At 30.4% G+C, this 21,318-nt stretch carries 21 protein-coding genes; 12 read left to right on the top strand and 9 right to left on the bottom strand.

Annotated features, from left to right (window positions below; genetic code table 11):
• Nucleotides 1-38: 38 nt before the first annotated feature.
• Genes perR through uvrA form a run of 6 tightly spaced genes read left to right on the top strand, consistent with a single transcriptional unit; the run spans nucleotide 39 to nucleotide 7,443 of the window.
• A complete protein-coding gene (gene perR / locus L8X40_RS03125) occupies nucleotides 39-452 on the top strand; it encodes a peroxide-responsive transcriptional repressor PerR (RefSeq protein ID WP_087699633.1) in 414 nt (137 codons plus the stop codon).
• Nucleotides 427-1,638, top strand: a complete 1,212-nt coding sequence (locus L8X40_RS03120) for a hypothetical protein (RefSeq protein WP_263667281.1) — start codon at nucleotides 427-429, stop codon at nucleotides 1,636-1,638. The genes perR and L8X40_RS03120 overlap by 26 nt, the downstream gene beginning before the upstream one ends.
• A gap of 7 nt (nucleotides 1,639-1,645) precedes the next feature.
• Entirely contained in the window at nucleotides 1,646-2,347 is a 702-nt protein-coding gene (ubiE, locus tag L8X40_RS03115) for a bifunctional demethylmenaquinone methyltransferase/2-methoxy-6-polyprenyl-1,4-benzoquinol methylase UbiE (RefSeq protein ID WP_214136283.1), read from the top strand.
• Nucleotides 2,344-3,507 carry an exodeoxyribonuclease VII large subunit gene (gene xseA, locus L8X40_RS03110; RefSeq protein ID WP_214136285.1) on the top strand — a complete coding sequence of 388 codons (1,164 nt, stop codon included), beginning with the start codon at nucleotides 2,344-2,346 and terminating at the stop codon, nucleotides 3,505-3,507. Before ubiE ends, xseA begins: the two co-directional genes overlap by 4 nt.
• Before the next feature lie 12 nt (nucleotides 3,508-3,519).
• The gene (gene serC, locus L8X40_RS03105) at nucleotides 3,520-4,596 is read left to right on the top strand and encodes a phosphoserine transaminase (RefSeq protein WP_214136286.1); all 1,077 of its coding nucleotides are present in this window, start codon (nucleotides 3,520-3,522) and stop codon (nucleotides 4,594-4,596) included.
• A 21-nt stretch (nucleotides 4,597-4,617) separates the two neighbouring features.
• Entirely contained in the window at nucleotides 4,618-7,443 is a 2,826-nt protein-coding gene (uvrA, locus tag L8X40_RS03100) for an excinuclease ABC subunit UvrA (protein ID WP_263667280.1), read from the top strand.
• Nucleotides 7,444-7,461: 18 nt separating this feature from the next.
• Here the strand turns inward: uvrA and trpB are convergent, their stop codons facing one another.
• The gene (gene trpB, locus L8X40_RS03095; RefSeq protein ID WP_263667279.1) at nucleotides 7,462-8,637 is read right to left on the bottom strand and encodes a tryptophan synthase subunit beta; all 1,176 of its coding nucleotides are present in this window, start codon (nucleotides 8,635-8,637) and stop codon (nucleotides 7,462-7,464) included.
• 276 nt (nucleotides 8,638-8,913) lie between these two features.
• On the opposite strand from trpB, the gene L8X40_RS03090 reads away from it, so the two are divergent.
• Nucleotides 8,914-9,357, top strand: a complete 444-nt coding sequence (locus L8X40_RS03090) for a YqaA family protein (RefSeq protein WP_263667278.1) — start codon at nucleotides 8,914-8,916, stop codon at nucleotides 9,355-9,357.
• Here the strand turns inward: L8X40_RS03090 and L8X40_RS03085 are convergent.
• The gene (locus tag L8X40_RS03085; protein WP_263667330.1) at nucleotides 9,313-10,317 is read right to left on the bottom strand and encodes a nucleoside hydrolase; all 1,005 of its coding nucleotides are present in this window, start codon (nucleotides 10,315-10,317) and stop codon (nucleotides 9,313-9,315) included. The two genes, L8X40_RS03090 and L8X40_RS03085, sit on opposite strands and share 45 nt — an antisense overlap.
• Nucleotides 10,317-11,672 carry an MFS transporter gene (locus L8X40_RS03080; protein ID WP_214136296.1) on the bottom strand — a complete coding sequence of 452 codons (1,356 nt, stop codon included), beginning with the start codon at nucleotides 11,670-11,672 and terminating at the stop codon, nucleotides 10,317-10,319. The genes L8X40_RS03085 and L8X40_RS03080 overlap by 1 nt, the downstream gene beginning before the upstream one ends.
• 130 nt (nucleotides 11,673-11,802) lie before the next feature.
• Between L8X40_RS03080 and polA the strand changes: the two genes are divergently transcribed.
• Genes polA through motB form a run of 3 tightly spaced genes read left to right on the top strand, consistent with a single transcriptional unit; the run spans nucleotide 11,803 to nucleotide 15,978 of the window.
• Nucleotides 11,803-14,442 (top strand): DNA polymerase I, encoded by a 2,640-nt coding sequence (gene polA, locus L8X40_RS03075; protein WP_214136290.1) that lies wholly within the window; start codon nucleotides 11,803-11,805, stop codon nucleotides 14,440-14,442.
• Between the two features lie 12 nt (nucleotides 14,443-14,454).
• Nucleotides 14,455-15,228 carry a flagellar motor stator protein MotA gene (gene motA, locus L8X40_RS03070; protein ID WP_039619177.1) on the top strand — a complete coding sequence of 258 codons (774 nt, stop codon included), beginning with the start codon at nucleotides 14,455-14,457 and terminating at the stop codon, nucleotides 15,226-15,228.
• 9 nt (nucleotides 15,229-15,237) lie between these two features.
• The gene (gene motB, locus L8X40_RS03065) at nucleotides 15,238-15,978 is read left to right on the top strand and encodes a flagellar motor protein MotB (protein WP_263667277.1); all 741 of its coding nucleotides are present in this window, start codon (nucleotides 15,238-15,240) and stop codon (nucleotides 15,976-15,978) included.
• Nucleotides 15,979-15,990: 12 nt separating this feature from the next.
• Here the strand turns inward: motB and L8X40_RS03060 are convergent, their stop codons facing one another.
• The 6 genes from L8X40_RS03060 to L8X40_RS03035 all read right to left on the bottom strand — a co-directional run bounded on the left by L8X40_RS03060 (nucleotide 15,991) and on the right by L8X40_RS03035 (nucleotide 19,298).
• Nucleotides 15,991-16,965 (bottom strand): beta-ketoacyl-ACP synthase III, encoded by a 975-nt coding sequence (locus tag L8X40_RS03060; RefSeq protein WP_087699612.1) that lies wholly within the window; start codon nucleotides 16,963-16,965, stop codon nucleotides 15,991-15,993.
• Nucleotides 16,952-17,941 (bottom strand): phosphate acyltransferase PlsX, encoded by a 990-nt coding sequence (gene plsX, locus L8X40_RS03055; RefSeq protein ID WP_214136293.1) that lies wholly within the window; start codon nucleotides 17,939-17,941, stop codon nucleotides 16,952-16,954. Before plsX ends, L8X40_RS03060 begins: the two co-directional genes overlap by 14 nt.
• A gap of 5 nt (nucleotides 17,942-17,946) precedes the next feature.
• Nucleotides 17,947-18,093 (bottom strand): 50S ribosomal protein L32, encoded by a 147-nt coding sequence (gene rpmF / locus L8X40_RS03050; RefSeq protein ID WP_012662034.1) that lies wholly within the window; start codon nucleotides 18,091-18,093, stop codon nucleotides 17,947-17,949.
• 14 nt (nucleotides 18,094-18,107) lie between these two features.
• A complete protein-coding gene (locus L8X40_RS03045; protein WP_087699608.1) occupies nucleotides 18,108-18,461 on the bottom strand; it encodes a hypothetical protein in 354 nt (117 codons plus the stop codon).
• Nucleotides 18,461-18,874 carry a nucleoside-diphosphate kinase gene (gene ndk, locus L8X40_RS03040; protein ID WP_039642239.1) on the bottom strand — a complete coding sequence of 138 codons (414 nt, stop codon included), beginning with the start codon at nucleotides 18,872-18,874 and terminating at the stop codon, nucleotides 18,461-18,463. Before ndk ends, L8X40_RS03045 begins: the two co-directional genes overlap by 1 nt.
• 139 nt (nucleotides 18,875-19,013) lie before the next feature.
• The gene (locus L8X40_RS03035; protein ID WP_087699606.1) at nucleotides 19,014-19,298 is read right to left on the bottom strand and encodes a DUF362 domain-containing protein; all 285 of its coding nucleotides are present in this window, start codon (nucleotides 19,296-19,298) and stop codon (nucleotides 19,014-19,016) included.
• 186 nt (nucleotides 19,299-19,484) lie between these two features.
• On the opposite strand from L8X40_RS03035, the gene L8X40_RS03030 reads away from it, so the two are divergent.
• Together L8X40_RS03030 and L8X40_RS03025 are read left to right on the top strand one after the other, a co-directional pair.
• Nucleotides 19,485-20,081 carry a peroxiredoxin gene (locus L8X40_RS03030; RefSeq protein WP_214099954.1) on the top strand — a complete coding sequence of 199 codons (597 nt, stop codon included), beginning with the start codon at nucleotides 19,485-19,487 and terminating at the stop codon, nucleotides 20,079-20,081.
• Between the two features lie 178 nt (nucleotides 20,082-20,259).
• Nucleotides 20,260-21,318 (top strand): cache domain-containing protein (locus L8X40_RS03025; RefSeq protein ID WP_263667276.1); only part of this gene is annotated, 1,059 nt, incomplete at its 3' end.

Below are 21,318 nucleotides of genomic sequence, written 5' to 3'. Positions count from 1 at the left end.
AAGCGTTATACTATATAAAAAATATCGGAGAATTAATAATGGAACTTATTCAAATGCTTAAAAATTGTGATTTAAAAGCTACTCCACAAAGACTTTGTATTTTAAAAATTTTAAAACGCCATGAACATCCTAATATTGAATCTTTATATGAAAGTATTAAGGAAGAATATCCTTCTATTTCTTTAGCTACAGTGTATAAAAATTTAAATACCTTAAAAGAACAAGGTTTAGTTGTAGAAATCAACACCCCAAATCAAAAAACTTGTTATGATATTTATGAATATCCTCATATTCATGTAATTTGTAGTAAATGTAATCATATAGAAGATGTATGCTATGAAGATAGTGGAATTAATAAATATCAAGAAGATCTTGAGAAAAAAATCGGTAATATTATTGATTACCTTGGTGTGTTTGCTTATGTGAATGGCTGTAAAGCTTGTAAAAAATAAAATGGTTTGTGAAGTTCAAAGACGCTTTTTACTTGAAAATGATGATTTTATAAAAATTATAAAAGAAGAAAAAATTGCTTACTCTAAGGATAAAATACGCGTTTTCTTTACGTGTATAAGTCCTTTTTGTGATGTCAAATATAAAAAAATCAATCAAGATTATTATCAATTTTCACTTTATAAACTGCACGATATTATAGATAAAAAAACTTATAAACTCTCTAAAAAAGAATTTAAACGCCAAAGTAAACATGCTCTAGGGGATATCATTAAAAAAACTAGAATTAGTTTTGAGATTGATGGTGTTTGGTTTTTTCTTTATAAATTTAAAAATAATTTGCAAGATTTAATTATTTTGAAAGTTATTTTTCCTACTTTTGAGCAAGCAAAACGCTTTAACCTGCCTCATTTTTTGCAAAACTATAAAGAAATTACAGATAATGAAAATTTTTATAGTAAAAATTTAGCATTATATGGAGATTTTTCTAAAATTTTTGATAGTGTAAAATGTATTAAAATTTTAGACAAGCAAGAAGATATTAGTTTATATTTTCCAAGCCAAATTCAAAGTTTTGAAGCGGGTAAAATTTTATTTTTTGCGCTTTTAAAAAGACTAAAAAATGATAGATTAAATTTTTTACAAAAATTAACTTTTGAAAGCTTAGAGCAATTTTTTATAAGCCTTAGGCAAATTTGTATTTTCTTTGAGTTTTTTAGCACTCTTTTTGAAAAAAGTATTCAAAATAAACTTCAAAATTATATTTTAAATTTGGAAAAACAAGTATGCAGTGGTAAAAATTGTAAATTTGAATTAGAAAAATATATTTTTATTTTAAGTGATGAAAAAATCAATGATATTTTTCTTGATATGGATTTTATCTTAAAGAATGATTGTGATTTTTATCAAGGAGAAAAAAATCAAATTTTAAAGTCTTTAGTGGCTTTTAAGCTAAGAAAAGAATTAGTTTTTTTAAAGAAAAAAATTGTAAAATCTCAAAGAAATCTTGAAGAAGAAGTAGAAAAAATAAAATTTTTATTATGTTATTTTGCAACTATGTTTGAAGAAAAAAGTATTGAAAAACTAAAAAATTATTTTGAATCTAATCATTTAGAGCAAATTTCATATGATGCAAATATAATAAAACAAATTGAAAAAAGCATTAAAAAATTAAAAATATATAGTTAGGAAAAACATGCAAAAACAAGAAAAAATAGTCAAAATGTTTGATGATATAGCGCCAACTTATGATAAGGCTAATAGAATTTTAAGTTTTGGAAGTGATGTGAGTTGGAGAAAAAAAGCTTGTTTGGATGTTTTTAAATTTTCTAACAATGAGCTTGATATTATCGATGTGGCTTGTGGCACGGGCGATATGATTATAGAATGGCAAAATCAAGCCTTAAGAGCAAATAAAAATATCATTAGCATAAAAGGGGTTGATCCAAGTGTGGGCATGCTTGAAGTGGCTAAGAAAAAAATCCCTGAAGCAACTTTTGTGCAAGCAAAAGCACAAGAACTTCCACTTGAAAATGAAAGTGCAGACATCATAAGTATAAGTTATGGCATACGCAATGTGGTGGATAGAAAAGAAGCTATAAAAGAATTTGCAAGAGTGTTAAAAAAGGATGGGATTTTACTTGTACTTGAATTTACCAAAAGAGAGCAGGGTGGTTTTGTAGCTGCTTGTAGAGATTTTTACTTAAAAAATATTTTGCCAAAAGTGGGTGGATTTATCAGTAAAAATTATAGTGCTTATGAGTATTTACCAAATTCTATAGAAGATTTTTTAAGCAAAGAAGAATTTATTAAAGAATTGAGTGAGCATTTTGAAATGTTAGAGTATAAAAGTTTTAGCTTTGGTGTTTGCTCTATGTTTATTGCAAGAAAAAAATGAAAGTTTCAGAACTTAATCTAAAAGCTAAAAGTTTATTAGAATTTCATCTTGATGATATAGAGCTTAGTGGAGAAATTTCTAAAATTACCATTCATAGTTCAGGACATTGGTATTTTGATTTAAAAGATGAAAAATCAAGCATAGCTTGTGTGATGTTTAAAGGCTTTAATCAATTTGTTCAAGCTAAACCAAAAGTTGGCGATATGCTTGATCTAAGAGGTTATGTGAGTTTGTATGAAGCAAGTGGTAGGTATCAATTTATCGCTAAAAGTATGCAAAAAACAAGCCTTGGGGATTTAGAAGCTAAATTTTTAGCCTTAAAAGAAAAGCTTGAAAAAGAAGGCTTGTTTGATACAAATGCTAAAAAAAGCATTGTTAAATTTCCTAAAAAAATAGGCATAATCACTTCTTTTACTTCAGCTGCCTTGCAAGATATGTTAAAGTTAATTTCACAAAAGGAATACAATCTTTGTAAAATAACTATTTTTAATGCTCTCACTCAAGGACAAAGTGCTCCAAATTCTTTGATAAATGCTTTAAAAAAAGCCAATAAGTATAATTTAGATGTGATTATTTTGGCAAGAGGTGGTGGAAGCAGAGAGGATTTGTTTTGTTTTAATGATGAAGAACTTGCAAGATGTATTTTTTCTTTAAAAACGCCTATCATTTCTGCTATTGGACATGAGATTGATTATGTTATTAGTGATTTTGTAGCAGATTTAAGAGCACCAACTCCAAGTGCAGCTATTGATATGATTTTTCCAAATAAACTAAGTTTAGAACAAGGACTTGATGAACTTACTATGCGTTTTAAAAATCAAATGCTAAACCATCTTAAGTTTTATCAAAATAAAATCGATCATTTGCAAAATTTAGCCAAAGCGAAATCTTTGGAAAATGCTTTTTTTCTTAGAAAACAAAAGCTTGATTTTTTACAAAGTCAACTAAAGAGCGTTTTAATTTTAAAATTATTAAACTATGAGAACAAACTTAATAATTTTGAAGAGCTTTTAACTCAGCATAAAAATTTCTTTGATAAAAGTAAAAATTTGATAAATTTACAAAAAGATGGCAAAAATATCTCTCTTGAAAAACTAAAAAAAGGAGATATTATAAAGCTTTGTTCAATAAATGAGAGTAAAGAAGCCCAAATACTATAAAAAGGAGACAAAATGAGAGTGATGAATTTTAGTGCAGGTCCTTCAAATCTGCCTGATGAGGTTTTAAAAGAAGCACAGGAGCATTTGTTTGATTATCATAGCAAAGGCTTTTCTATTATGGAAGTTTCTCATCGTGGAAAGGTTTTTGAAGAAGTGCATTTTGAAGCTATTAAAATGGCAAAAGAGCTTTATGGTGTAAATGATGATTATGAAGTGTTGTTAATGCAAGGTGGGGCTAGTTTGCAATTTGCTATGATACCTATGAATTTATATATGGGTGGTGTTTGTGAATTTGCTAATACGGGAGTTTGGACTAAAAAAGCTATTAAAGAGGCTGAAATTTTAGGAGTAAATACAAAAATAGTAGCAAGCACTCAAGAAAGTGAGTTTGATCATATCCCACAATTTGAATTTAGTGATAATGCAGATTATGCTTATATATGCTCTAACAACACCATTTATGGAACTCAGTATAAAAGCTATCCAAAGACTAAAAGTCCTTTGATAATTGATGCTTCTAGTGATTTTTTCTCTAAAAAGATAGATTTTTCTAATATTGCTATGCTTTTTGGTGGAGTGCAAAAAAATGCAGGAATTTCAGGACTTGCTTGTGCATTTGTGCGTAAAGATATGATAGAGCGTAGTAAAAACAAAAATATACCTAGTATGTTAAAATACAGTGTTTATGCTGAAAATAATTCTTTATTTAATACACCTGCAACCTTTGCTATATATATGTTTAATCTTGAAATGAAATGGCTTTTAAATCAAGGTGGCTTAGATAAAATCAATGAGCAAAACATACAAAAGGCTAAAATTTTATACGATGTGATTGATGAGAGTAATGGTTTTTATAAAGGTCATGCTAAAAAAGAGGATAGATCACTAATGAATGTTAGTTTTAACATAGCTCATGATAAAAACTTAGAGCCAGTTTTTGTAAAAGAAGCTGAAGAAAATGGTATGATAGGTCTTAAAGGACATAAAATTTTAGGCGGAATTCGTGCTAGTATTTATAATTCTATCAGTATTGAAAAGGTTCAAAAGTTAAGTGAATTTATGAAAGATTTTGCTAAAAAACATGTTTGATTAGATAAAAAGAGGATTTTTATGAATAATGACAAAATAAGTATCATTGGTGCTAAAGAGAATAACCTTAAAAATATCAACCTAGAAATTCCTAAAAATAAACTCATAGTTTTTACAGGACTTAGTGGAAGTGGTAAATCCACTTTAGCTTTTGGCACGCTTTATGCAGAAGGACAACGTCGTTATATTGAAAGTTTAAGTGCTTATGCAAGGCAGTTTTTAGATAAAGTAGGCAAGCCAAATGTTGATAAAATAGAAGGTTTAACTCCTGCTATTGCTATTGATCAAAAAACAACTTCTAAAAATCCTCGATCAACCGTTGGAACTATTACTGAAATTTATGATTATTTAAGACTTTTATATGCAAGGATTGGCTCACAGCATTGTCATCAATGTGGCCAAAAAATCTCATCTATGAGTGCAGCAGATATCGTAGGTGAAATTTTAAAGCTTCCAAAACAAGCAAAAATCATCATTTATGCGCCATTGATTAAAGAAAAAAAGGGAACTTTTGCAGATCTTTTGGAAAATTTAGTCGCAAAAGGTTATGTTAGAGCACAAATTGATGGGGTTTTAACGCGTCTTGATGAGGATATTGAGCTTGCTAAAACCAAAAAACATACAATAAAACTTGTAATAGATAGGCTTGAAGTGCAAGATGATATGCTAGCAAGACTTGCAAGCGATATAGAAAAAGGTCTTAGTGAGAGCTTTGGTGAAGTGGAAATTGAAGTTTTGAATAATGAAGAATTAAACATAGCAAAACATTTTCATTATAGTGAGCATAATGCTTGTTTTGATTGTAAAATTTCTTTTCCTTTGCTTGAGCCTTTGAGTTTTTCTTTTAATTCTCCAAAAGGCGCTTGTCCAAGTTGTGATGGTCTTGGTATAAGATATACGCTAGATATGAAAAAGCTTATCAATGAAGAATTAAGCTTAGAAGCAGGAGCTATAAAGCTTTTATATGGGTTTAATAAAAGTTATTATTATAAGTTTTTAATGGCCTTTTGCGAGCAAAATGATATCAGGGTAAAAATTCCATATAATGAGTTAAATGAAGAAGAAAAGCGTCTAGTGCTTTATGGTAATGCCAAAGAAATTAACTTTTTATGGAAAAGACATCGTTTAAATCGCAAATTTGAAGGTGCGGTTAAATATGCCTATGAAATGCTAAAAGATGAAAAAGATTTAAGCGAGTATATGAGCGAAAAAACTTGTAAAGATTGCAATGGTCATCGTTTAAGAGCTGAAAGTTTAGCTGTAAAAGTAGCTGAAAAAAATTTGGGTGAAATTTTAGATATGAGTATAGAAAATACCACTGCATTTTTTTCAAAAGAAGCTAATTTTGCGTATTTGAGTGAGCAAGAAAGATTGATAGCTAAACCTATTTTTAAAGAAATTAATGAAAGATTGTTTTTTCTTTATGATGTAGGACTTGGGTATTTATCTTTAGGGCGTGATGCAAGAACCATTAGCGGGGGTGAGGCTCAAAGAATTCGTATAGCATCTCAAATTGGTAGTGGTTTAAGTGGAGTGATGTATGTTTTAGACGAGCCTAGTATTGGTTTACATGAGCGAGATACAGCAAAACTCATTAAAACTTTAAGAAATCTTCAGCAAAAGGGTAATACTTTAATTGTAGTTGAGCATGATAAAATGACTATAGAAGAGGCAGATTTTATCGTAGATATTGGTCCAAATGCTGGTAAATTTGGCGGTGAGGTTGTATTTAGTGGAACTTATAAAGAATTGTTAAAAAGCAAAAGCCAAACCGCCCTTTATATGAGTGGCAAAAAGCAAATTGCTCATCAAAAAAATAGAGAACAAAAAGATTTTATTAGTTTAAAAGATGTGAGTATTAATAATATTCAAAATTTAAGTGTAGATTTTCCATTACGTAACCTTGTGGCAATTACAGGTGTTTCAGGAAGTGGTAAAAGCTCATTAATTTTACAAACTTTGCTTCCATTTGCAAAAGAAGAGCTTAACCGTGCTAAAAAAGTTAAAAAACTAAGCGGGGCTAAAATAGAAGGTTTAGAAAAACTTGATAAGGTGATTTATCTTGATCAAAGTCCTATAGGTCGTACCCCGCGTTCAAATCCTGCTACTTATACAGGCGCTATGGATGAAATTCGTAATCTTTTTGCAGCTACTAAAGAAGCTAAAATGCGAGGTTATAAAGCAGGACGTTTTTCTTTTAATGTTAAAGGTGGAAGATGTGAAAAGTGCAGTGGAGATGGTGAAATTAAAATCGAAATGCACTTTTTGCCTGATGTGATGGTAACTTGTGATGTTTGTAATGGTAAAAGATATAATGATGCAACTTTAGAGATTAAATATAAAGGTAAAAGCATAGCTGATGTTTTAAATATGAGTATTATTGAAGCAAGTGAGTTTTTTACTTCTGTGCCAAAGATAAAACAAAAGCTTGATACTTTGGTAAAAGTTGGGCTTGATTATCTTACTTTAGGACAAAATGCAACTACTTTAAGTGGCGGGGAGGCTCAGCGTATCAAACTAGCTAAAGAATTAAGCAGAAGTGATACAGGAAAAACTCTTTATATTTTAGATGAGCCTACAACAGGACTTCATTTTGAAGATGTTAATAAGCTTATTTTAGTTTTGCAACATTTAGTTGATCTTGGAAATAGTGTGTTTGTGATAGAGCATAATTTAGATGTGATTAAAAATGCTGATTATATCATCGACATGGGACCTGAAGGTGGAGTTAAAGGTGGTAAGGTTATAGCTAAAGGTAGTGTTGAAGAGCTTGCTAAAAATCATGAAAAAAGTGGTTCTTATACGGGGTATTATCTAAATTTAGAGCTAAAAAACACAAAAAAATAAATCGGTTGAAGTTATCCTTCAACCATAAATTTCACCTTTTTTATACTCATAAATACTTTGCATATCTTTATCGCCTCTTCCTGAAAGATTTACAACTATCACACTTTTTTTCTTTAAAGTTGGACAAAGTTTTTCTAGATAAGCTAATGCATGTGAGCTTTCAATAGCAGGTATAATACCTTCTTCTTTGCATAATAATTTTAAAGCATTGATACACTCATCATCGCTAATAGCATGATAACTTGCTCTTTTACTTTCTTGCAAATATGCGTGCAAAGGTCCTATCCCAGGGTAATCAAGCCCTGCAGAAATACTAAAAGTATGAGCAATATTGCCTTTATCATCTTGTAAAACCTTAGTTTTCATACCATGGATAATACCTTCTTTGCCTTTAGTAAGTGTGGCTGCATGATAAGGTGTATCTTTTCCTAAACCTGCTGCTTCAACGCCTATGAGCTTAACTTTTTCATCTTTTAAAAATGCATGAAAAATTCCAGCAGCATTGCTACCACCTCCAGCTGCTGCTATGATGTAATCTACTTTTTTATTTAATTTTCTAAGTTGTATTTTGCATTCTTTACCTATAATGCTTTGAAAATGTGTAACAATTTGTGGATAAGGATAAGGCCCTACTGCACTTCCTACTACATAAAATACTTCTTTGGTGTTTTTAACCCAAAAATTTAAAGCCTCATCCACCGCATCACTTAAAGTTTTACTTCCACTTTCTACCGCATGAACTTTTGCTCCTAAAAGTTCCATTTTATAGACATTTAAGGCTTGTCTTTTTACATCAATAGCCCCCATAAATATCTCACATTCAAGTCCCAAAAGAGCTGCTGCAGTAGCGGTTGCAAGTCCGTGTTGTCCTGCTCCAGTTTCAGCAATAATTTTTTTCTTATTCATTTTCTTTGCCATTAAGGCTTGAGCTATGGCATTGTTGATCTTATGAGCTCCTGTGTGAGTTAAGTCTTCTCTTTTTAAATAAATTTCATGATTATAAAGCTTGCTTAAATTTTTAGCATGGTATAAAGGTGTAGGTCTTCCCACATAATTAGCTAAGAGTTCTTTTAATTCTGTGTTAAAATTTTTATCTTTTTTGAGTTTTAAAAAAGCTTTTTCTACTTCATCTAATGCTATTTTTACTTCATTTGGCACAAATTGCCCACCAAATTTTCCATAATATTTTTTCATAGTGTTTCCTTAAAATGATTAATAATTTAAAATCAAAAAATGATCAACTAAAACTAAAAATGTAAAATAAAAAATGATTGAAAATGTAGTAGCAGGCTTAACGCCAAGAAAAAGAAGCTTTGTTAAATGAGTATTCTAAATTTAGTTTAGAAAATTTTTTCCTTTCCATAGTTTTTCCTTTTAAAAAATTGCCAAATGACTTTACATTCTAAGATAATTATTATTAAAAATTCTTTAAAATGATAGTTTATAAAATAAATACTAAGAAAATTTGTAATGTTTGATTTTTTATATAATGATATAAGCTATATAGGGCTTTTTATAGTATGTTTTCTCTCTAGCACGCTTTTACCTATGGCAAGTGAGGCTTTTGTGCTTGCTTTTGTGAAATTAGATTTTAATGCTTATATGGTTTTATTTATAGCAAGTTTGGGAAATACTTTGGGTAGTTTAAGTACTTATGCATTAGCTTATTTTGGAGAGAGTCAAATTTTGGAAAAATATTTTAAAAACTCTTTATGTAAATTAGAAAAAATCAATGCAAACTTTAAAAAATTTGGCTCTTTGTATGCTTTTTTTACTTTTTTGCCCATAGTGGGAGATCTTTTTGTACTAGGGCTTGGATTTGCTAAGTATTCTTTTTTAAAAGCAAGTATTTTTATAGCCTTGGGTAAATTAAGTCGTTATGCTTTTGTAATTTTCATAGCAAATTCCATTTAAAAGCCTTGATTTTAAAAGATTTAAAAGTCTAGCATTATCAACATCTTTTAAAACTTTTATGGTGTTTTTTAATTCATGATTTTTCATAGGCATTTTTGCATCTTTAAAACACCTTATCGTGCTTCCTCTAGCAAAAGTACTATCACAAATGACATCTACTAAATACTCATCAAAATTTGCTAAATTTGGATCAAGCATATAAGCAATAGTTAATGCATCGTGTATCCATGTGCCATTTGTGCCTCTTGTTTTGCTTGCAAAATCAATCCAAACTCTTAAAGTCTGCACTAAAAAATCACAAAGAGGATTTTGATTTTCTAAAGCATTTAAATCTTCATGTGTGAGCATAGTTTGCATTGTTGCATTATAAGGAACAAGTGTGATTTTAGCTCTTGAGTTTAAAACTATACTAGCAGCTTCAGGATCAAAGCCAAAATTTGTATCTTTGATATGATAAGGCATATCAAAACTTCCACCCATGATAAAAATTTCTTTTACATTTTTATCAAAATCTTTAAAAAGTTTCATAGCTATGGCTATATTTGTTAAAGGCCCTATAGCGCAAATTGAAATTTCACCTGGGTTTTGCATAATAAGCTCACCCATTTTCATACAAGCATTTGGGTTTATGTTTTCTAGGATTTTTATAGGTTTTATATGATCCCAAAGATGAGTAAGCTTAAACTCTTCTACGCTTTTATCTAGTCTTTGTCTCCAAAAATGACTATCTTCACATAAAGCTTCATGAGCACCTAAATACAAAGGTATATCTAGATTAAGCTTATTTAATAAATCTTTAGCAACACTATAAGCGGTTAAAGCTTGCACATTACCACTTAAAGTGCTAATCATTTCAAGTTTGATTTCTTTGGAGGCTAAAATAAGTCCAAGGGCTAAACCATCATCAGTATTAGCCCCTGCTATTCCATTGCCTATATCAGTATCTAAAATAAGGCGTATCATATCGCATCTTCTATTAAATTTAAATCCCTGCCTCTAGTTTCTGGTGCAAAGAAAGTTGTGATAAAACCAATTCCTGCGGTGATAACAAAATATAAAGCTATTGGCCACCAAGCACCATAATAAGCAAGTAAAGCTGAAGCTATCATAGGAGCGGTTCCTCCTGAAAGTATAGAGCCAAATTCTTTTGCTAGTGCCATTTTAGTATAGCGATTTTTTGCTCCAAAAAGTTCTACACCCCACGCAGCTTGCACACCAAAAATTCCTAAAGATGCCAAAGACATACCTACGATGATGGTTAAAATCACGATAATTTCATTTTTACTATCAAGTAGCATAAAAGCAGGGAAGGCATAAAGCATTAAAAGTAAGCAAAAGGTTCTATAAGTAATACGCCTTCCAAATTTATCACTCAAATACCCTGCTAAAGGTATAACTAAAAATCCCACCAAAGAAGCGATGACAACAGCAGTTGTAGCCACTGATTTATCAAGAAGTAAAATTTTAGTTACATAGCCTACTATAAAGCCTTGTGCGAGATAAGATGGCCCATTTTCTCCTATCCTTATACCCACCATAGTCCAAAATGCACGACTTTTTTGCCAAAAAGTTCTTTCATCTTTTTTCATATGTGTTTCATTTTCATGACGAATTTTTAGCATTAATTCTTTTTGTTTTTCAAAAACAGGAGTTTCTTTTACATTTAAACGCATATAAACAGCAAAAAGTGCTATGAAGATACTTCCTATAAAAGGAATTCTCCACCCCCATTCTTTAAAACTAGTATCATCCATACTTGTAACTAAAAGCCATACAAAAGCTGCAAGTAAGGTTCCACTATTTGATCCAAGAGCGATGATAGAAGAGATTAAACCTCTATGTTTGCTAGGAGCGTATTCTCCAAGCATGACAGTTCCACCTGAAAGCTCAGCACCTGCACCAAAGCCTTGCATAAAGCGCAAAATAACCAAACATATAGGAGCCCAAATTCCAATTACTGCATAACTTGGTATAAAGCCAATTAAAGTAGTTGAAATACCCATTAATGCAATAGTACTCATTAATACATTTTTTCTTCCGTATTTATCTCCTAAATATCCAAAAAACAAAGCTCCAATAGGTCTAGCGATAAAACCTATGCCATAAGTAACAAAACTAAGCAATAATGCTATAACAGGAGTTTGCTCAGGAAAGAAAACTTCTGAAAAAACAGTAGCTGCAGCTAAGCCATAAAGTGCAAAATCTGCATATTCCATAGCAGTTCCTAGCCAACATGAAAACACAGCTTTTTTAAAAGCTTTTTTTCCTTGTGGAGTTTGAAAATTTTCATCCGCGATTGATTTTGTTTGCAAGATTAAACCTTTATTTGAAATTTCAAAATGATAATTTTATCTAAAATGCTTAAAATGGAAATTTAATGCTTTTTACCGACTTTTAAATAATTTTGGGCGATAATTATTATTATTTTTTAAATATAGGAAAAAAATGAAAACTTTAACCATAATTGATACTTTTGGCTTTTTCTTTAGACTTTTTTATGCTTTAAAGGGTTTGAAAAATTCAAAAGGCGAACCTAGTAATATGATTAGCGGTTTTGCTAATTTTATTTATAGTTTGAAAAATGAACATCCTAGTGATATGATTATTTTTGCTCTTGATAGCAAAGGAAAAACTTTTAGAAGTGAAATTGATCCAAATTATAAAATCAACCGCACTCCACCTCCACCTGATTTATTAGCTCAAATTCCAATTTGCATTCAAATGATAGAAAAAATGGGTTTTTCAAGCTTTTCTTGTGAAGGGTATGAGGCTGATGATATCATAGCATCTTTGGTTAAAGAGTGCGAAAATAAGGATATTTTTATAAGAATTATCACTCAAGATAAAGATTTATATCAACTTATAAAAGATGATAAAGTTAGTATTTATAGTCCTATTTCAAAAAATGATTATAATGAAGCAGGATGTTTGGAAAAATATGGGGTAAAACCTAGTCAAATAAGAGATTTTTTAGCTCTATGTGGAGATAGCTCAGATAATATCCCAGGGGTAAAAGGAATTGGTACTAAGGGTGCTAAAAATTTACTTGATGAGTTTGAAAGTATTGAGGGAATTTATGAAAACTTAACACTAGTGCGTAATGAAAGAAGCCGTAATTTATTGCTTGAAGGCAAAGAAAATGCTTTTTTGAGTAAAAAACTTGCTTCTTTGTATGAAGATTTAGATGTGAAAAATATGCTTTTAAATTGTGAGTATCCAAAAGATGAACCTTTGCTTAAGATTATGGATATTTTAGAGTATTATGAATTAAATGCTTTATTAAAAAAACTACGTACTAATCCTACTAATAAAGATAAAAATTTAGGATTTAATGCAAGATTAATTTTAGATGAGAAAGAATTATTTGAAATTTTAGAAAAAATTGATGATCAAAGTATTGTTGCTTTTGACACTGAAACTACGGGCTTAGATACTAAAGAAGCAAAGATAGTAGGGTTTAGCTTTTGTTTTCATGAAAGTGAAGCCTTTTATGTGCCACTTGCACATGATTATTTGGGAGTTTGTAAGCAAATTTCTATGCAAGTAGCTAAAAAGGGCATAGAAAAAATCTATCAAAGCACGGTTATAGGACATAATCTTAAATATGATTTTGAGATTATAAAAAATAATTTTAATTTACTTCCTCCAAAAAATTATGCTGATACTATGATACTTGCATGGCTTAAAGAACCAAGTTTGCGTGTAAATATGGATGATTTAGCAAAAAGATTGTTTGATTATGAGACTTTACATTTTGAAGATTTGGTAAAAAAAGGAGAAAGCTTTGCAGGAGTGGATGTAGAAAAAGCTTGTAAATATGCAGCTGAGGATGCTTATGTTACTTTAAGATTTTATCTGTATTTTTTAAAAAATTTAGAAAAGCCTTTGCTTGAACTTGCACAAAAAAATGAGTTTGAATTTATCAAAGTGCTAATTATGATGGAAAATAATGGCATTAAACTTGATACTCAAAAACTTGAAAGCCTAATGCAAAGTTTTAATCAAGATATTAAAATATTAAGTGAAAAAATATATGATTTAGCGGGTGAAAAATTTAATATTAACTCTCCAAAACAAGTAGGGGATATTTTATTTGAAAAACTAAAACTACCAAGTGGTAAAAAAAGTAAAACAGGTTATTCTACTGATGAAAAGGTTTTAAATACTATTTTAGATGAACATCCGATTGTGAAAGAAATTTTAGCTTATAGAGAGCTTGCAAAATTAGTTTCTACTTATTGCGAGCCTTTGTTAAAATTAGCTAAAAAAGATGAAAACTCAAGAATTTATTCAAGCTTTTTGCAAACTGGTACTGCAACTGGACGCCTTTCATCAAAAGACCCAAATTTGCAAAATATCCCTGCACATGGTCAATATGCTAAAGATTATAAATCTTGTTTTGTAACAAAAGAAGGATTTAGCTTTATCTCGCTTGATTATTCACAAATTGAGCTTAGAATGCTAGCACATTTTAGTGAAGATGAGAAATTGCTAGAAGCGTTTTCAAATGATGAGGATATTCATGCAAAAACTGCTATTATGATTTTTGGCTATAGTGATTATGAGACAAGAAGTATTGCTAAAAGTATAAATTTTGGTCTTATTTATGGCATGGGTTATAAGACTTTGAGTCAAAATTTAAAAATAGAAGCAAAGTTAGCTAAAGAATATATTGAAAAATATTTTGAGAATTTTACTAGCATTAAAACTTATTTTGAAAAGGTAAAAAATGAAGCTAAGCAAAATGGTTTTATAAAGACTTTGCTAGGTCGTAAGCGTTATTTTGATTTTGAAAATGCAAAGCCTATGCATGTGGCAATGTATGAAAGAGAGAGTATTAACTCTACACTTCAAGGCTCTGCTGCCGATATAATAAAACTTGCAATGATAGAAATTGCAAAAGATTTAGATGAAAATAAACGCTTGATTTTACAAATTCATGATGAGCTTATTTTTGAAGTAAAAGATGAACTTTGTGAGGAATTTGCAAAAAATGCTAGTGATATTATGGAAAATATTGTAAAATTAAAAGTTAAATTAAAAACTTCATCAAGTATTGCCAAAAATTGGGGCGCATTAAAATAAGGAGAATAACTAATGGATCTTTCAACCATACTTGGGATGGTATTAGCTGTTGTTAGTATTTCTGTAGGGGATATTTTAGAGGGTGGTAACCCTTTACATGTTTTGCACTTAAGTTCGTTTTTGATCGTGGTTCCAACTGCAGCATTTTGTGCGATGACAGCAACGCATAAAAAATTTGTTAAAGCAGCTTATAAAGAATTAAAACTTGCCTTTAAAGGTGCAGGGGTAAATTTAAGTCAGAGAATAGCTGAACTTGTAGAATACTCTATCATAGCAAGAAGAGATGGACTTTTGGCTTTAGAATCAAAAACTAATGAAATAGATAATGAGTTTTTAAAAGAAACCATGATGATGATGGTTGATGGCAAGAGTGTAGAAGAAATTAAAGAAAGCATGGAAATCCAAATAGAAGAAATGGAAGAATACTATAAAGAAACGGCAGAATACTGGATCCGTTTTGGCGAGACTTGTCCTACTATGGGACTTGTTGGTGCGGTTATGGGGCTTATGCTTGCGTTACAACTTTTAGATGATCCTCAAGCTATGGCAGCAGGTATTGCAGGGGCATTTACTGCAACAGTAACGGGGATTTTTGGTGCTTATGCTTTATTTGGACCTTGGGGTCATAAAATCAAAGCTAATGCTCATGAGCTCATTAAAGAAAGGATAGTGATCTCGCATGCTATTGTAAGCATTGCAGAAGGAGCTAACCCTAGAGATTTAGAGGCTAAATTGTTTAATTATCTTGGACAAGGTGAGCCTAGAATTTCTCAGTTTGATAAGTAAGAGTTAAAAATGGGAAAAAAACATAAATGTCCAGAGTGTCCAGCTGGTGAGAAATGGGCTGTGCCTTATGCAGACTTTTTAAGTTTGCTTTTGGCACTTTTTATTGCTCTTTGGGCAATTTCTGAAAGTAATCCTGCAAAAACTGAGGCTTTAAAAACTGAATTTGTTAAAATTTTTGAATTTACTGCTTCTAGTCCCTTAGAAAAAGAAAGTGAAGTGCATAATAAATACAGTGCGCCATCTAATGCAAATGTTGAAGAACTTGAAAAGCTTAAAAAATTAAGTATCACTCAGCAAGAGAATATAGAAAAACTAAAAGCAGCATTAGATCAAAGAGAAAATAACGTTGTGTTGAATCTACCTGCAAGAGTTGAATTTGCTAGAGGTAGTACTCAAATTGATTCAACTGATGTGCAAGATTTTTTAAAGCGTATTAGTGAAGTATTAAAGAGAATGCCAACTCAAGCTCAAATAGAAATCAGAGGTTATACTGATGCAAGCGATAAGGACCCAAAAAGAAATTTTGATTTAGCTAGTAAAAGAGCTCAAGTGGTGGCTGATTATCTTGTTAGTAGTGGTATAAATTCTTCTCAATTGGTGGTTGTAAGTTACGGAGATAATTATCCATTAACTCAAAATAAAGAAGATGAGATGAATAATAGAGTTGAATTTTATATCCGTGTAGATTCTTCTGATAACACTATAAAACAGTCTGTTTTGGATAGAATTATAGGGGGGGGGGTTAAATAATAAATGAATTTATTATTCCCCTCCAAAATAAAGTAGCGCTGAACCCCAAGTAAATCCACCGCCAAAAGCATCAAGTAGTATTAACGAACCTTGTTTTAAACGACCTTCTTCATATGCATCATTTATAGCCATAGGTATTGAAGCAGCTGATGTATTGCCATATTTTTGTACTGTAACTACACATTGTTCATCTTTGAGATTTAATTTTTCTTGCACAGCTTTAATGATTCTTAAATTAGCTTGATGGGGTATAAAAAGATCAATTTCTTCGCTTTTTATATTGTTTTTTGCAAGAATTTCAATAACATCATTACTTAAGGTATTAACTGCAATTTTAAATACTTCGTTACCTTTCATTTGTAACGAAAGTGGAGTACAAATGTTACTTTGTTGAGATCTTTGAGTCATTAATAAACTTCCAAATTCTCCATCACTTGCAGTATGAGTGTCTATGATTGGAAAGTTGTCATCTAATGATACAACTCCAGCTCCAGCTCCATCACCAAATAAAACACATGTACTTCTATCAGTATAATCTATAATAGAACTAATTTTTTCAGCTCCTATGATTAATATATTTTTTTTAGCACCACTTTCAACCATAGATTTTGCAAGCTCTAAGAGATAAATAAATCCAGAGCATGCCGCAGAAATATCAAAAGCGGTGACATTTTTTAAACCAAGATTGTGAGCAATTTTACATGCAGTTGATGGCATGGTAAAATAATCAGGACTTAAAGTAGCCACTATAATCGCATCTATATCTTGAGGATTTAAATTAGCTCTTTGTATAGCTTTAATAGCTGCTTTAGTACCAAGATCACTTGTATTTTCATCATCATTTGCTATACGTCTTTGCTCTATACCTGTTCTTCTTAATATCCATTCATCGCTAGTTTGAACCATGGTTTCTAGATCATGATTACTAAGTATTTTTTTGGGAATATAAGAAGCTATACTTTTTAAAGAAGCTTTAGTTGATTTCATAATTTGTAAGTTCTTTTTCTATAGTTTGGTTTATATTTGATTGTGTGAAATTTAATGCTTGAAAAATAGCATTTTTGATAGCTTTTGGACCACTTTTACCATGACTTATAATAACACATTCTTTTACGCCTAAAAGCGGGGCTCCGCCGTATTCTTCATAGTCAATATGAGTTTTTAATTCATTAAAAGCTGGTTTTGCTAAAAAATAACCAAGTTTTGCTAAAAAAGATTTTTGAATTTCTTGTTTTAAAAGTTTTGTAATAACACTTGCCACACCCTCTCCGGTTTTAAGCAAGATATTTCCATTAAAACCATCGCATACTAATACATCTATAGTGCCATTAAAGATATCTCTACCTTCAGCATTTCCTACAAAATTTGGAAGTTGTTTTAAAAGTTGATGAGTTTCTTTGGTAAGCTCATTTCCTTTGCACTCTTCTTCACCATTTGAAAGCAAAGCAACTCTAGGCTTAGCAATTTTTAAAATTTCTTTAGCATAGGCTTCACCCATAATGGCAAATTGAAACAAATGTTCACTTTTGCAATCAACATTTGCACCAACATCTAGCACTAATGTTCTTGAATGGATATTTGGCATTAAAGTGGCTATTGCAGGTCTAGCGATATTGGCTAATCTTCCAAGTCTTAAAGTAGCCAAACTCATAGTAGCTCCACTATGTCCAGCTGACACAACAGCTTTTGCTTTTTGATTTCTTACTAAATCTATAGCCTTATAAATAGTACTATCTTTTCGTTTTAATGCATCTGTAGAATTTTCTTCCATAGCAAACACATCAAAAGCTTCTTCGTATTCTATGTATGGATTTAATTCTTGAGGGATTAGGGTTTTAAGCTTTTGAGGATCTCCTACTAAGATGGCTTTAAATTTTCGCTCTTTTAGAGCTTGAATTACACCTTCTATAATAGGCTTTTCCCCAAAATCACCACCCATTGCATCAATAGCAATGCTCGTCATTGTTCTTAATATTCCTTAGTTACAGGATTTACACGATGAGGCATTTTGTAGCTACCATCTTTATCCTTAATAGGCATAGGTAGGGTAACTTTATAATGAGTTCTACGTTTTGCTGCACGAGTTTTACTCACTCTTCTCTTAGGTACTGCCATTTTTTACTCCTTTATTAATTTAAACATTTATTACAATAAAAATAATCACTTAAGTAAGATTGTAATTCACTTGTAGCAAGCTCTATTAAGTCAATATGAGAGTCAAAAAACTCCATAGTATCACTTAAAGTATTATTTTCATCTTTAAAAATTCCATCGCTTGCAAAAAGCTCTATATTTTGATCGATTTCAAGTTCCATTTCATCACCACATCGATCGCAATTTCTATAAGTAAATCCTTTAAAATTAGCTGTTATTTTAGCTAATTTTGGATTAACTTTTGTAATAGTTCCTTCAAAAACTATATTATCAAGATCTAGTTTAAAAGGATAAGCTACAGAGCTAAGTTTTGCAAAGGCAATTTTCATTATAAAATTTCAGTTTTTGAAAAGAAAAATTCTATTTCAATTTTTGCATTTTCCAAGCTATCGCTTCCATGAACCGCGTTTGCATCAATACTATCTGCAAAATCTGCTCTGATAGTACCAGGAGCCGCTTCTTTTGGATTTGTAGCACCCATTAATTCTCTGTTTTTTAACACAGCATTTTCGCCTTCTAAAACAGAAACCACAACTGGACCACTGATCATAAATTCAACTAAGTCTTTAAAAAATGGTCTATCTTTGTGTACAGCATAAAATTCTTGTGCTTCTTTTTCTGAAAGCTGTATTTTTTTTGTTGCTGCTATTCTTAGACCATTGCTTTCAAAGCGTGTTAAAATTTGACCAATAACGCCTTTTTTTACTGCATCAGGTTTAATAATAGAAAGTGTTTTTTCCAAAATCGTCCCCTTAATTTAGATAAGTTTTATGTTTATAAAAGAGCTAATTATATCAAAAAATGCTTTAAAATTATATAAAATTTAGAGTTTATAGAAGAGTTTGTAAGTAGCTTGAAAACAAGATACTTACATTAAACTATTAAGCAAATACTGGAGTTGAACCGTCTCTTAAATCACTTCCGATGTTATCACGGCTTGGTTGACCACTAATTACATCGCTCCATACGATACAGCCATCAGTTGGACATGCACTTGCACATGCTGGCTGATCATTATGTCCTACACATTCAACACATTTATCAGCATAAACATAATATCTATCTTCACCCTCAGGGTTATTTGCATCATCTACGATTGCACTTACTGGGCATTCATCTATACAAGAACCACATGCTATACAAATATCAGTAATTTTAACTGCCATTTTTTACTCCTTAATATTAAATGTTAAATGCAAGATTATCAAAATTGTCTTAATTTTATTCTTAAAATCTTTTAATTTTGATAATAAAATTAATTTACATACAAATTTACACAATTAATAAATTTTTAAATTTACAAATGATATTATTTTGTTACAAATAAAATTTATTAATTAGGAGATAAAATTATGATAGTAACTAAAAAAGCTATTGATTTTACAGCACCTGCTGTATTAGGAAATAATCAAATAGTTGAAGATTTTAATCTTTATAAAAATATAGGACCAAAAGGCGCAGTAGTATTTTTCTATCCAAAAGACTTTACTTTTGTTTGTCCATCTGAAATCATTGCTTTTGATAAAAGATATCAAGATTTTAAAGATAGAGGTATTGAAGTAATCGGCGTATCTTGCGATAATGAATTTTCTCATTTTGCATGGAAAAATATGCCAGTAAATCAAGGTGGTATAGGTCAAGTTAAATTCCCTTTAGTAGCTGATTTAACAAAACAAATTGCTAGAAATTTTGATGTTTTATTTGAAGAAGCAGTTGCTTTAAGAGGTTCTTTCTTGCTTGATGCTGATGGAACAATCCGCCATGCAGTAGTTAATGATTTACCACTTGGAAGAAACATTGATGAAATGATTAGAATGGTTGATACTATGTTATTTACTAATGAACATGGTGAAGTTTGCCCAGCTGGTTGGAATAAAGGTGATGAAGGTATGAAAGCTGACCCTAAAGGTGTAGCTGATTACTTAAGCAAAAACGAAGGTAAACTATAACTAAAAGCCTGCTATATGTAGGCTTTATAATCTTTTTTTATTCCTCTATAACTTGTATATTTTAAAAATATTTTTTCTATATTTTTTGTTATTTAAATTACATTTTTTATCAATTTTAAATCAAATAATACAATTTTAATCTTATTTGTCAATACAACATTCAATACAAGGAGTAAAAATGTTTCAAAGTATTACAAGTAGATTAACTTTGGTGATCGCTATTGTGAGTATTATAGTACTTGCGGTGGTTAATGGTATGAGTTATTACAACTCTAAAGAGGATACTTATACTTATCTTGAAGAGATTCAAAGAAAAACCATGTTAGATACAGCAGAAGTTTTTGCTATATATTCACATACAAAAAGAGATGCAATTGCTATTTTGGCTGAAGAAATTGTAAAGCAAGATTTTTCTGACGATGAAAGCATTTACAATTTTTTAGAAGCTTTTAAGAAAGCGAATAATTTTGATATTATTTATTTTGCTCTAGACGAAACAGGAAAACACTATAAATCTGATCATACCTATTTGGATAAATCTAAAGGATTTGATGTAAAAACTAGAGCATGGTATATTAAAGCTAAAGAAGAAAAGAAATTAATCGTATCAGATCCATATTCTAGTTTTGCTGATGGAAAAATGAAAATTGCATATGCAGTACCTGTATTTAAAAATAAACAGTTTATAGGTGTTGTTGGAGGAGATTATGATTTAGAAAGGTTTTCAAAAGATGTACTTTCAGTTGGAAAAAGTTCTCAAGCATATACAGCTATATATGATATCGAGGGAAATGTTTTCTTTCACCCCGAAATTGAGAAAATAGGTAAAAAAGATAAATTCAGTGAAAATATTTCAGCTTATATGAAAACAAATCCTGAATTTTTAAATCCACAAAATGAAAGCGAAATTGCATATATTCCAAATGAAGATGGAAGTATAGAGGCTGTAATGTGTACAAATTCTTTTAATTTGAAATATAAAGTATGTACAGTCACAAAAGAAAGAGTGTACTCAGAAAAAGTAAATAAAGATTTAGTCAAACAAGTTGTTGTAACTTTAATAGCAATAGTTGTGGCTTTGCTATTAATTAAAATAGTTATTAGCAGGTTTTTATCCCCACTCAAAAAAATCCAAACCGGCCTTAACTCTTTCTTTGATTTTATCAATCATAAAACTAAAGATTCAGCTATGATTAGTGTTAATACTAATGATGAATTAGGTGCTATGGCTAAAGCC

The sequence above is a fragment of the Campylobacter sp. CNRCH_2013_0855 genome (assembly GCF_025773025.1).
In the GTDB taxonomy this organism is placed as follows: Bacteria; Campylobacterota; Campylobacteria; order Campylobacterales; family Campylobacteraceae; genus Campylobacter_D; species Campylobacter_D jejuni_C.
Note: the sequence above shows the minus strand (reverse complement) of the source record. Positions and strands in the feature narration are given on the sequence as shown.

Bases quoted from the DNA above. Each gene is read 5' to 3' on its own strand.
- perR (WP_087699633.1), top strand. From the start codon at position 39: ATGGAACTTATTCAAATGCTTAAAAATTGTGATTTAAAAGCTACTCCA.
- L8X40_RS03120 (WP_263667281.1), top strand. From the start codon at position 427: ATGGCTGTAAAGCTTGTAAAAAATAAAATGGTTTGTGAAGTTCAAAGA.
- ubiE (WP_214136283.1), top strand. From the start codon at position 1,646: ATGCAAAAACAAGAAAAAATAGTCAAAATGTTTGATGATATAGCGCCA.
- xseA (WP_214136285.1), top strand. From the start codon at position 2,344: ATGAAAGTTTCAGAACTTAATCTAAAAGCTAAAAGTTTATTAGAATTT.
- serC (WP_214136286.1), top strand. From the start codon at position 3,520: ATGAGAGTGATGAATTTTAGTGCAGGTCCTTCAAATCTGCCTGATGAG.
- uvrA (WP_263667280.1), top strand. From the start codon at position 4,618: ATGAATAATGACAAAATAAGTATCATTGGTGCTAAAGAGAATAACCTT.
- trpB (WP_263667279.1), bottom strand. From the start codon at position 8,637: ATGAAAAAATATTATGGAAAATTTGGTGGGCAATTTGTGCCAAATGAA.
- L8X40_RS03090 (WP_263667278.1), top strand. From the start codon at position 8,914: ATGTTTGATTTTTTATATAATGATATAAGCTATATAGGGCTTTTTATA.
- polA (WP_214136290.1), top strand. From the start codon at position 11,803: ATGAAAACTTTAACCATAATTGATACTTTTGGCTTTTTCTTTAGACTT.
- motA (WP_039619177.1), top strand. From the start codon at position 14,455: ATGGATCTTTCAACCATACTTGGGATGGTATTAGCTGTTGTTAGTATT.
- motB (WP_263667277.1), top strand. From the start codon at position 15,238: ATGGGAAAAAAACATAAATGTCCAGAGTGTCCAGCTGGTGAGAAATGG.
- L8X40_RS03060 (WP_087699612.1), bottom strand. From the start codon at position 16,965: ATGAAATCAACTAAAGCTTCTTTAAAAAGTATAGCTTCTTATATTCCC.
- plsX (WP_214136293.1), bottom strand. From the start codon at position 17,941: ATGACGAGCATTGCTATTGATGCAATGGGTGGTGATTTTGGGGAAAAG.
- rpmF (WP_012662034.1), bottom strand. From the start codon at position 18,093: ATGGCAGTACCTAAGAGAAGAGTGAGTAAAACTCGTGCAGCAAAACGT.
- L8X40_RS03045 (WP_087699608.1), bottom strand. From the start codon at position 18,461: ATGAAAATTGCCTTTGCAAAACTTAGCTCTGTAGCTTATCCTTTTAAA.
- L8X40_RS03035 (WP_087699606.1), bottom strand. From the start codon at position 19,298: ATGGCAGTTAAAATTACTGATATTTGTATAGCATGTGGTTCTTGTATA.
- L8X40_RS03030 (WP_214099954.1), top strand. From the start codon at position 19,485: ATGATAGTAACTAAAAAAGCTATTGATTTTACAGCACCTGCTGTATTA.